Raw genomic sequence first — 11,897 nt, 5'->3', positions numbered from 1 at the left:
TAATTAATTAACGACAGATGAAAAAGTTATTTTTTGTTTTGTACGCATGTTTATGCGTGGGATTGTGGAGTTGTAGTAACGATGATGAACCGACAGTACCTGCAAAGCAGGAAGTGGCAGTTAGCTTCGAAGACAAATTAACGGAACCTAATACATCATTTGCCCCTACTGAAGGTGAAGATTACGGGGACTGGGGATATAAGCTTACATCATTTACTGATAGCAAATCGCTGATAGAATGTAACAGCTACTTTAGTGATTGGGGCTTTGGTGGCGGATTTACCTATACCAATACTACCGATGTAACTACTCCGGGATATTCTAATCTCAGCGCGATAACCGGAAAGGGTAAGGATGGCAGTGTATATCTTACTGTAGCTTTGTCGAATCCTACTAAATTGACTAACTTGCAGGCTGGTACATATCAGTTCAAGGGAGCTTATATAACTAATACTACTTATGCTTATTTAGCTGTGAAGGATGGTAATGATGGAGGCGGATATGTAAAAGGTCCTTTCGAAGATGGTGATTATTTTACTGTAACTGCAATCGGTCATGCAGCTTCTGGCGAAGAAGTTGGAAGAAGCACTTTCTATCTGGCCGACTATCGTGATGGAAAGAGTTCTGTTGTGAATACTTGGGAATGGTTCGACTGGACTCCGCTGGCTAATGCTGCATATGTGACTTTCGAAATGGAATCTACCGATACAGGTGATTATGGTATGAATACTCCGAACTATTTCTGTCTGGATGGCATTACATTAGTTGAAAAATAAGGTTTTATTTTTCTTAATCATAATGAGGAGGGTAATATTATAAGTGTATTAAGACTCATTTTGAGAAAAGATGTTTTTGTGTTTAATACGCAGGCGACTTATAACACCCAAAGAAAGGATAAGTCAGAATAAAATAATCCTCCGGGAAATTATGGTTTATAACTACAGGGCCTGAAAGGGACGGTTAAGTAACAATCGTATAGATTGAAACTTAAAAGTAAAAAATCTCCTGCTTTTAGTCATATAAATAAATGAAGACTAAAGCAGGAGATTTGTCTGTTGTAACTTATAGGTTATAAGTACGTTTATCTAATTTCTCTATTTTGAATCTTTTTTGCCTTTAAGGGTGTACCATTCTTTGTTCGGTTGGTAGAACAACTGACTTTTAATCAGATTTTCTTTGGCTTTTAAGCTTCAGGTCAAGTTTATTCATGCTAGAATGAAGTCTTGACATCGTTTCTTTTCCGTTTGATTATTGTCATTTGTTGTTTTCAGGCAAATCATCTTCTGGAAAGCGGTTCTGCATAAATATAAGCTATAGGCCAACTGTCATCAATCCGAAGCTGTACGATGCGTGTCTGGTCGGTTTCCCAAATAGCCAGAGGAGTCGCATGGTCATGATGATAATCAAAATCGGCAGTATATGCTTCTGCCAGATCAGGAGAGTTTTTGTCGATGGACGGAGCACCGTATATTCCTGTTATGTAGCGGTAAAGTACATCGGATGATTTTTCGTAGAATACCTGCTCGTCTTCTCCGGCAGAATTAAATATATAGAGGTTCCACCCAGGGACACCATTGTCGGACAGATGGTTATAATATGTCAATTCAAAGTCGCTGTTGAACAGGTTTACGGTACCCGTTCTCTTCTGGTCTGGCTCATCAGGAAATTCGTTCCATTTCCAGCCTAAAAAGTCTTTTGTAACAACTTGCAGATTGATAGTTTCACTTCTGAAAGTTTCTTCTTTGTCTTTATATCCTGACAGGTATGTCTTATACTCGCCGGGATAATAAAAGCAGTGACTCCATAAAAAGGTTTTTTCCTGCTGTTCCATGATACGGAATGAGTGAAGATTTTTATCCTTGTCTTCTACTATCCATACTATTGAATCAAACTGATTGGAGATGTCCCACATGGAAACGGTACGATTGAACGAAATAGAGAAAGTAGTCAAATCCAGTAAGTTGCAGGTTGTCTTATCTGCATTCAACTGAAAGGTCAGGCTTCCGTTTTCCGGCGTTTCTGTTTCAGGATTTCCGGTAATTTCGGATAATTCAGTGCTCTTTTCACATCCACATAAGGCGATGAGGCACAGCATAGGTAGTAATATTGCTTTCTTCATACTCATAATGTTGTTACAAATTCATATCTTGTATATTCTGTAAATGAGTTGTCTTTGCTTAGTTCCAGATAAACCTTTTCAGAATCTTTTGAATAATAAAAACGAAAATAGAGGAACAGAGGATCACTGCCATCGGCTGGATTTATTAATAAAGCTCTGTTGGGAAGCAAGATAGACATCGGACCTTGGAAGCTGGCGTATTTGTTATCTTTCTCATAGTAGACAAAGTAATCATCATCGGTTCTTTGGTAAAGTTCGATGGTGGAAAAATTCTCATCTTTTTCGTCGATGATGCCGTCCTGTGAATAGACAGACTTCCATTTGCCATAGAACGGACTGGTATGACTGAATTCTCCGTCGCCTTGTATCGTCAATTTTTCTGCATCCGCCTCACAGATGAGGTTTTTGGTAGCCATATTAGATAGCAGTTGGATACCGTCTTGAGTCCTGAGCCAGGAGTATTTTTGACTTTCCCAAATGCCGGAAGTATTGAAGGTGAAACACTCGGCATTGCCATCAGCGGCAAAAGTATAATAGAAGGTGGAGCCGGTAAAATGGTTGTGTGCGTTGGTTGCAAGCCAGGAACCGATAAAAGGACAATCGAGGATATATGACAGTTGAGGACTCTTCAACTGAAGAGTTGCCCCATAAAACAGATAGTCACAATCTTTGATGGATTTGCCGTTGTCGAAATCAATGTACAAATGATTGTTGGAACAGTACCATTCCAGCGTACCGTCGTCATAAGAGCCTTTACCGTCTTTCTCGAAAACAAGTGTTCGGGAGAAATCATTGCCATTATTCGATGCATATTCCCACTTACCTTCCAGTTGCCAATCGTAACTTTTGATCACTTCTTCTACTTCCTCTCCGTCAGGAGTGTTGGCGGGAGTTTCATTGTCGTTGCAGCTTGGCAGACAAAATAGACTGAAACATAGTAGAATACTGCTTAATGCATATTTCATGTTCATACTGTGTGCTTATTAAATTTAGAAATAGGTTAAAGCTAGTTGTGTGATGTTTCTTTTGATTTTTATGGGTTTTACGTGAATATTCTTTTCGGTACTACTTCGTTCTTGAATTAGTAAAGAATATTTCGTGATTAAATTGCTTCAATAACAAAGTTAGCGAAAAATGTTCTTTCAAAGAAATTATTTATGGTGTTTGTTGCAGAATCATTTGAAAGGAAATACAGAGAATAATTTATGAATTATATTGGCTGTTTCTATTTTTTATTCAGGTCGTTTACGAAGAATAAATAAAACTGTAATTTTGCACTCCTTAAAAAAATATAGGTTTGAAATAATGATTTTATAGTGACAGAAAAATGAAAAAGAGTCTGATAGCTTTGGCTTTTGGTACACTAGGGCTGGGTATTGCCGAGTTTACCATGATGGGTATTTTACCTTATGTAGCCCAAGATTTGGGTATTAGTATTCCAGTGGCTGGTCATCTTATTTCTGCGTATGCATTGGGTGTCTGCTGTGGTGCTCCGATGCTGATTCTGGCACGCAAACGACCGTTGAAGCAAACATTGCTGGCCTTGGTGCTGCTTATGATTATCGGAAATCTCTGTGCTTCTGCTGCTCCCAATTATTGGGTGTTAATGGCTGGTCGTTTTATATCCGGTCTTCCGCACGGCGCTTATTTCGGTGTGGCATCCATTGTAGCTGGTAAGCTGGCAGATGAAGGAAAAGGGTCGGAGGCTGTGTCTATCATGATAGCAGGCATGACAGTTGCCAATTTGTTTGGTGTTCCTTTGGGTACTTCCTTGAGTCATACGATTTCGTGGCGTGTTGCTTTCTTGCTTGTGGTATTCTGGGGACTGATTACCTTATATTATATATATCGTTGGGTTCCACAGGTAGAAAATTTGAAGGATAACGGGTTTAAGGGGCAGTTCCGTTTCCTCAAGTCGCCTGCGCCCTGGCTGATTCTCGGAGCAACCGCATTGGGTAACGGAGGCGTGTTCTGCTGGTACAGTTATGTCAATCCGATGCTTACTGAGATATCCGGTTTCCAGACCAGTAGTATGACGGCTCTTATGGTACTGGCGGGCTTTGGTATGGTAGTAGGTAATCTGGTCGGTGGGCGTATGTCAGATCGTTATACGCCCGGAAAGGTTGGAACAGTAGTTCAGGGTATGATTGGTGTGGTTTTGTTACTGCTGTTTTTCTTTTCGCCTAATCCATGGTGTGCAGCTATACTCATGACGTTGTGTACTGCCGGCTTGTTTGCCGTTTCCAGTCCGGAACAAGTACTGATTATTCGTGTAGCTCCTGGAGGAGAGATGTTAGGAGGTGCATGCGTACAGATTGCCTTCAATTTAGGTAATGCGGTTGGTGCTTATGCTGGTGGACTGGCTGTCAGCGAAGGATATCGCTACCCTGCATTATGTGGAGTTCCATTTGCGTTTATAGGATTACTACTTTTCCTGATTTTTTATAAAAAATATCAGCATAAGTTTTAAGGAACTATGTGTGGCAATTGGTATATGAATGATTCCTCTTACCGGTAATTTATGAGGGATCATCATATACATTTGATGTTTTTTATGTTGATTCAATGCACCCCTCAGCTTGTTCAGACTAGCTAAAATTTATGCTTAACCAACAGATCCCTCAGATTATTACGTTGATCCTATTTTATTTTTATTCTTGTAGGCAAAGATAATATTTATTGAATTAACCCCTCAGATTATTACGTTGATCCTTTATGGTCGGGCAGTTTTTTCATCGGAATATATAAAAAGAAAAACCACCGATAATTTAGTTATCGATGGTTTCCTTTTGGTGATCCGCCTGGGGCTCGAACCCAGGACCCCAACATTAAAAGTGTTGTGCTCTACCTGCTGAGCTAGCGAATCAAACCTGTGTTGCATTCATTTCCTGATTGCGAGTGCAAAGGTAGGTGTTTATTTTTAATCTGCCAAATATTTTAGAAGAAAATGTGAAAATAATCTTTTGCTTAATTTTTAATCCATTGATTATCTGTGTGTTAGTCAGAGGGATTTTTTTAAAAGAATATTTAAGAACATACTTAATAATCGTCAAAAGCCTGGAAAGGTTTGTAAGATTCTTGTTTTTTTACTTACTTTTGGCAAAGTATTTGTATGATTTTAAATTGAATAGAAACACATAAAGTATAATTATATGTATTGGATTTTATTTATTGGCATTGCACTCATCAGTTATTTAGTACAGTCGAATTTGCAGAGTAAGTTTGATAAATACTCTCGCATGGCATTGAGCAACGGTATGACGGGTAGGGAGATTGCAGAAAAAATGTTGCGTGATAACGGTATTTACGATGTGAAAGTAACCAGCACTCCCGGAATGTTGACAGACCATTATAATCCGACAAACAAAACTGTCAATCTGAGTGAAGGAGTTTATAATACATGTAGCGTGGCTGCTGCGGCAGTTGCTGCGCACGAATGTGGACATGCTGTTCAGCACGCCAGAGCATATGCTCCCTTGCAGATGCGTTCGGCTTTAGTTCCGGTTGTTCAGTTCTCCTCTTCTATCGTACAGTGGGTACTGCTGGCCGGTATGTTTATGATTAATACTTTTCCGCAGTTGCTGCTGATTGGTATCTGTCTGTTTGCTATGACTACCTTATTTAGTTTTATTACGTTACCGGTAGAAATAGACGCCAGCCGTCGTGCTTTGGTATGGTTAAGCAGTGCAGGGGTAACAAATATGTCGAACCACCGTCAGGCACAGGATGCGTTGAAGTCGGCTGCATATACATATGTTGTTGCTGCATTGAGTTCACTGGCTACCTTGGTTTATTACATTATGATATTTACCAACCGCCGCGACTGATAACAGCAGTTTAATAATATAAAGCAGGCGCAGAAGTATGTAGGCCTACTACGGCTGACATGCTTTTGCGCTTTTTTATTGTCTGTATCAGGAAATATCTTCTTCTGTATCAGCTTTCAAATTCAAATATTTCATGTATTTTTGCAACGAAATAAATAAACTTTGATTCATTATGGCAACAAAACCAGGTATACCAAAAGGAACAAGAGATTTTTCGCCTGTTGAAATGGCGAAACGTAACTATATATTCAATACCATTCGCGAAGTATTCTATTTGTATGGATTTCAGCAGATAGAAACTCCTTCTATGGAAAACCTGTCTACCCTGATGGGAAAGTATGGTGAGGAAGGAGATAAATTGTTGTTCAAGATACAGAATTCCGGAGATTATTTTTCAGGACTTACTGATGAAGAGTTGTTAAGCCGTAATGCAGCCAAGCTGGCAAGTAAGTTCTGTGAAAAAGGTTTGCGCTATGACTTGACAGTACCTTTTGCCCGTTATGTGGTGATGCACCGTGATGAAATAAGCTTTCCTTTCAAGCGTTTTCAGATACAGCCCGTATGGCGTGCCGACCGTCCTCAGAAAGGCCGTTATCGTGAATTTTATCAGTGCGATGCCGATGTCGTAGGCAGCAATTCGTTGCTTAATGAAGTAGAGCTGGTACAGATGATTGACGCAGTATTCAGCAAGTTCGGTATCCGGGTGTCTATTAAGATTAATAATCGTAAGATCCTGACAGGTATTGCAGAAATCATCGGTGAAGCTGATAAGATTGTCGATATCACCGTAGCTATTGATAAGCTTGATAAGATTGGTCTGGAAAATGTCAATGCCGAACTGGCTTCGAAAGGCATTCCGCAGGAAGCTATCGACAAGTTGCAGCCAATAATCTTGTTAAGCGGTTCGAACGAAGAGAAGCTTGAAACACTGAAATCTGTACTTGCTGCCAGCGAAACAGGCTTGAAGGGAGTAGAAGAAAGTGAATTCATTTTGAAAACAATCTCTACACTTGGAATCAAGTCGGAAGTTGAACTGGATTTGACTTTGGCACGTGGACTGAACTATTATACTGGAGCTATTTTCGAAGTTAAGGCGCTCGATGTGCAGATTGGTAGTATCAGTGGCGGTGGACGATATGACAACTTGACAGGTGTATTCGGTATGGATGGAATGTCGGGAGTGGGTATCTCTTTCGGTGCCGACCGTATATACGATGTGTTGAATCAGCTTGATTTGTATCCGGAAGATGCATCATTCGGTACTCAGCTTTTGTTTGTCAACTTTGGAGAGGCGGAAGCGGCCTATGTACTTCCGGTATTGGCTAAAGTACGTGCGGCCGGTATTCGTGCCGAAATCTATCCTGACAGTGCGAAAATGAAGAAGCAGATGAGTTATGCAAATGCGAAAGCTATTCCGTTTGTTGCTATAGTGGGAGAGAATGAAATGAACGAAGGCAAGGTCATGCTGAAAAACATGGCTACTGGCGAACAGAACTTGCTGGCTCCCGAAGAATTGATCGCTGCTATACGCTGATAGAAAGAAAATTTTTATTTGTTATTTCTCACCCCCTTCACATGCTTAATGCAATGTGAAGGGGGTGAATTGTATATATAGATCGAGTATTCAAGCAAACCAAATCATAGGCTGAATTTATCTGGAAAAGTGATTTCTATATGTGCATTAAATTATCAGCTTGTTTGCCGGAATTTATCCTGATGTTTTTTTTTATTTTGTACAAAAAAATAAAAAATATCATCATGTTTTTACTAAAAGAAGCTGATAAATTTTGAAGGGTAAATGAATATTCTTGATTAGATCTTATTTTAAACTATAAATTGGAATTTTCCTCCAGTAAGATATTTCAGTAATACAAACGTAATTGGCTTGTAAGTAAATCATCAAAAGGATGCAATCGGCACGAAATATCACCGCTCTATTTTTGCATCAGAAAAAATTAGTAGCGAAGGATGATTAAAACTAACAAGATGTTTCTTACAGCTTCGGCGATGATTTTAAGTGTCAGTGCCCAGGCTTTTACTTTAAAAGGTGTGGTTGTTGATAACTCAACGAAAGAGCCGCTTATCGGAGCAACTGTTCAAGTAGGTGGAACCACGACAGGAGTTATTACTGATATCGACGGACGGTTCGAAATTAAAGATATAAAAGGCAAAACATGTACGCTGATTGTACAGTATGTTTCGTATAAGACACAGGAAATTGTCGTAGAAAAAGGGCAGAAGGATGAGTTGGTTATAGCACTTGCTCCCGATAATCAGCAGCTTGATGAGGTTACGGTGGTAGCCAGGAAGAATCTGGAGAATGAACGTTCGTTGATGATGGAGCGTCAGAGGTCGAGTGTAGCTATCGAAAATATCGGGGCGAAGGAAATGAGTACAAAGGGAATTTCCAATGTAGAAGAAGGCGTGAAGAAGATTACCGGTGTGTCGGTTGCTTCGGCTGGACAAATCATTGTACGCGGACTGGGTGACCGTTACAGCACGACGACATTGAACGGGTTGCCTATTGCTTCTCCCAATCCTGACCATAAGTTGATACCGCTTGACTTGTTCCCGTCTTCTACCGTGAAGAATATTACCGTAAGTAAAGTCTATGAGGCCAATTCGTTTGCCGATTATTCAGGTGCACATATCGACATAGGTACAAAAGAGCAGACTGGTGAAGATTTTTTCAGCCTTTCGTTTAATACCGGGGGCAAGTTCAATACTTTAGGAAAAGATACTTATCAGATGGATCGTGATGGAACTTTGTTTAAAACTCCGTCACTCGACAATAAGTTACGTGATATGTCGCTAGTGGATTTTGAGGAATATGCCGGAAAAAATCAGTTGTTCAATACCAGTTTTGATGTATCTCGCAGTAAGTCTTTACCTGAATTTGGTGGAAACGTAGGGTTCGGAAAGAATTTTGATATAAACGGGAATACTCTTAGCTTGCTGGCTTCAATGGGGGTAAGCAATGAACAGCAAACGATGCTTGATGCCAGTGTACGTACGCTGGAGGCTACCGGAACCACATTGAATGATTTCAGTTATGACAGTTATTCCAGTGAATTGAAGATTGCCGGATTAGGTAGTCTGGGATATAGTTTCCGTAAGCAAGACCAGTTGAATTATACTTTTTTCTATGCCCGCAATGCTATAGACAATTACATGCTTCGTGAAGGATATGATTATGAAGATCATAACTTGATTGGTAGCAATAACGTAACGCATGTCTATACACTGCAAAACCATCAGTTGGGTGGAAAACACTTTTTCGGTGACAAATGGAGTATGAACTGGAGTGGTTCGTATAGCAAGACTTCGAGTGATGAACCCGACCGCCGGCAGATTATGTTTATCAGAGAAGGTAGTGAAATCAATTTGTTTAAGCTGAACCGTCAGGAAACCATGCGTTATTTTGGTGTACTTGATGAAAAAGAATGGGTAGGAAATCTGTCGGGTGACTATAAATTTGGAAACCAGAACAAGTTGCAGGCTGAATTTACTTACAAGGACAAGACACGCGACTATAGCTCAACTCGCTTTTATTATAATTTGAATAAGTTGAATCCGGTGATTGGAGGTGAAGAGGATATTTATACACCTTCCGGTTTCCTGAATCAGGAGGCTATAGAAAGTGGACTTGTTTCTATCTCACGCTCTCAGCAGCCCAAAGATAGTTATACAGCTGGAAATAAAATTTATGCAGGATATATTTTAGCTGATATTTATCCGGTAGAAGCTCTATTGGTAAATGTAGGAATACGCTATGAAAGCAGTAAACAATGGGTGAATTATGCAGAAGACGGAGGAAAATTGCAGCGCCGTGACTTAAACAGCAACGATCTGTTTCCTGCCATGAACTTACGTTATCAGCTGGATAAAAGAAACAGTTTCAGGTTTTCATTCTCGCGTACAGTGACACGTCCTTCATTTATCGAAATGGCTCCTTTCCTTTATCAGGAATCGTATGGTTCGGCACAGATCCGAGGTAATGCAGATTTGAAGAACGGTTATAACTATAACCTCGATTTGCGCTATGAGTTCTTTGGAGAAAACGGTGATATGTTCTCGGCAACAGCTTATTATAAATATCTGGAAGACCCTATTGAGCAGATCCAGCAATTGTCGGGAGGAGCTACTATCCATTCGTTCCAGAATGCCAATAATGGTATGGCTGCCGGTCTGGAGGTTGAATTCCGTAAAGAACTGATACGTGATTTACGTTTGGGAGCCAACGCTTCGTTTATGTATACTGACGTAAAGCTTCCCGAAGGAGGAGCATATACCAATACTCAGCGTGCTTTGCAAGGAGCATCTCCTTATCTGGTGAATGCTGATATCACTTATACTCCGCGTCTGGACGATGTGAAACAGTTGAGTGCAGCTTTGGTCTATAACCTGCAAGGTCCTCGTATTCAGTCGGTCGGTATTTCCGGACTGGGAGATGTCAAGCAGCAGCCGGTACATACTATGAATTTTGTAAGTAGCTTTAAATTCAATGAAAAAGTTTCATTGAAACTACAGATAAACGACTTGCTTAATCAGCCTGTTGTCTTCAAACAGGAAGTTCCCTCTACAGGAGAAAAGGTAGAAGTTGAGCGCTTCAAACGTGGAAGCAGTTTTGAAATCGGTGTGACATATAACTTATAATCAAAATAAATTCTAAACAACTAACTTAAACAAAACATTTTGAGTATGAAAAAGAATTGGAAGTTTGCAACAATGGCATTGATAGCTGGCGTATCTCTTTTTGCAACCTCTTGCAGCAGTGATGAAGATCCTGTCAATAATCCGGGTGATGGAGGAGAAGATACCTATGTTCTTAACAGTGACATTACCGAAAATGTAACGTTGGAAACTGGAAAAACCTATACACTTAGCGGAGGTGTTCATGTTAAATCGGGAGCAACTCTTACTATCAAGCCGGGAGTTACTATCGTAGCACAGCACGATGAAACAGTAGATTATATTCTTATCGAACAGGGTGCTAAGATTGATGCGCAGGGTACAGCTGCACAGCCTATTGTTATGACTTCTGAAAAGAAAGAAGCAGGAGCTTGGGGAGGTTTGCATATCTGCGGTTATGCTCATACAAATAATGGATCGGGAAAATCAGAAATAGGTAATGCACCTTATGGAGGAAACAATGATGCTGACAACTCTGGTACATTGAAATATATCCGTTTGGAATATACCGGATATGCTTTTGATGAAGAACATGAAGCAAACGGAGTTTCTTTCTATGGTGTTGGTAATGGAACTACTGTAGAACATTTGCAGGCTTATCAGGGATCGGACGATGGATTTGAATTCTTTGGAGGTTCTGTCAATGTAAAATATATGGTTGTGACAAGCTGTAGTGACGACTCTTTCGACTGGACTGAAGGATGGAACGGGAAAGCACAGTTCCTGGTTGCTTATCAGGAAGGTGAATCTTCACTGGGATATGCTTGCGACTGCCTGATGGAATGTGACAATAATGGTACTAACAATGCGGCAACTCCGGTTGCACATCCGACAATTGCCAATGCTACTTTGATTGGAAACGGTGGAGATGCTCAGGGAGTACGCTTGCGTGCCGGAACTCAGGTAGAACTTTACAATACAATCATAACAGGCAAAGGCAAACCGCTGACTGTAGAAACAAATGAAACAGAGAATGCTTTAAAAGATGGTACTTCAAAACTGGAGTATGTTGCTATCAGTGGTGAATTGTCATCTAAGCAGGGAATCTATACAAATGCAGACTTTGCTCAGGCTACTGGCAATCTGACAAATCAGGAATTCTCATGGACAGGCAAATATGTAGGTACTCTTGACGGAGGAAAAGATTTGTCTGCAGACAGCTTCTTTACTAAAACCGACTATAAAGGTGCTGTAAAGAGCGGTGACGACTGGACTTCTGGTTGGACACTATAATATCAAGTCTTGCCAAGAGGCATACG

The 11,897-nt window shown here is 40.3% G+C and carries 8 protein-coding genes and 1 tRNA gene; 6 read left to right on the top strand and 3 right to left on the bottom strand.

Annotation, left to right across the window (positions count from 1 at the left end; translation table 11 throughout):
• Positions 1–17: 17 nt before the first annotated feature.
• Positions 18–776: a DUF4465 domain-containing protein gene (locus tag BACCOP_RS16230; RefSeq protein ID WP_007571066.1), complete on the top strand. Its 759-nt coding sequence runs from the start codon at positions 18–20 to the stop codon at positions 774–776.
• Between the two features lie 500 nt (positions 777–1,276).
• On the opposite strand, the gene BACCOP_RS16225 is transcribed toward BACCOP_RS16230, so the two are convergent.
• The gene (locus BACCOP_RS16225) at positions 1,277–2,119 is read right to left on the bottom strand and encodes a hypothetical protein (RefSeq protein WP_148315588.1); all 843 of its coding nucleotides are present in this window, start codon (positions 2,117–2,119) and stop codon (positions 1,277–1,279) included.
• 2 nt (positions 2,120–2,121) lie between these two features.
• On the bottom strand, positions 2,122–3,090 hold the full coding sequence (locus BACCOP_RS16220) for a hypothetical protein (RefSeq protein WP_007571062.1): 969 nt from the start codon (positions 3,088–3,090) through the stop codon (positions 2,122–2,124).
• Positions 3,091–3,446: 356 nt separating this feature from the next.
• Here BACCOP_RS16220 and araJ point away from each other — a divergent pair, with 356 nt between their 5' ends.
• Positions 3,447–4,589, top strand: coding sequence for an MFS transporter AraJ (gene araJ, locus BACCOP_RS16215; protein ID WP_007571060.1), 1,143 nt, complete (start codon positions 3,447–3,449; stop codon positions 4,587–4,589).
• Positions 4,590–4,909: 320 nt separating this feature from the next.
• On the opposite strand, the gene BACCOP_RS16210 is transcribed toward araJ, so the two are convergent.
• A tRNA-Lys gene (locus BACCOP_RS16210) sits at positions 4,910–4,985 on the bottom strand.
• A 286-nt stretch (positions 4,986–5,271) separates the two neighbouring features.
• Between BACCOP_RS16210 and BACCOP_RS16205 the strand changes: the two genes are divergently transcribed.
• The 4 genes from BACCOP_RS16205 (at position 5,272) to BACCOP_RS16190 (ending at position 11,871) form a co-directional block, all read left to right on the top strand.
• Positions 5,272–5,946: a zinc metallopeptidase gene (locus BACCOP_RS16205; RefSeq protein WP_007571057.1), complete on the top strand. Its 675-nt coding sequence runs from the start codon at positions 5,272–5,274 to the stop codon at positions 5,944–5,946.
• Between the two features lie 172 nt (positions 5,947–6,118).
• Positions 6,119–7,480, top strand: a complete 1,362-nt coding sequence (gene hisS, locus BACCOP_RS16200) for a histidine--tRNA ligase (RefSeq protein WP_007571056.1) — start codon at positions 6,119–6,121, stop codon at positions 7,478–7,480.
• Positions 7,481–7,914: 434 nt separating this feature from the next.
• On the top strand, positions 7,915–10,602 hold the full coding sequence (locus tag BACCOP_RS16195) for a TonB-dependent receptor (protein WP_007571055.1): 2,688 nt from the start codon (positions 7,915–7,917) through the stop codon (positions 10,600–10,602).
• Between the two features lie 45 nt (positions 10,603–10,647).
• On the top strand, positions 10,648–11,871 hold the full coding sequence (locus tag BACCOP_RS16190; protein ID WP_007571054.1) for a hypothetical protein: 1,224 nt from the start codon (positions 10,648–10,650) through the stop codon (positions 11,869–11,871).
• Positions 11,872–11,897: the final 26 nt, after the last annotated feature.

It is taken from the genome of Phocaeicola coprocola DSM 17136, assembly GCF_000154845.1.
Taxonomy (GTDB): Bacteria; Bacteroidota; Bacteroidia; order Bacteroidales; family Bacteroidaceae; genus Phocaeicola; species Phocaeicola coprocola.
This window is presented reverse-complemented; position numbering and strand designations above follow the sequence as displayed.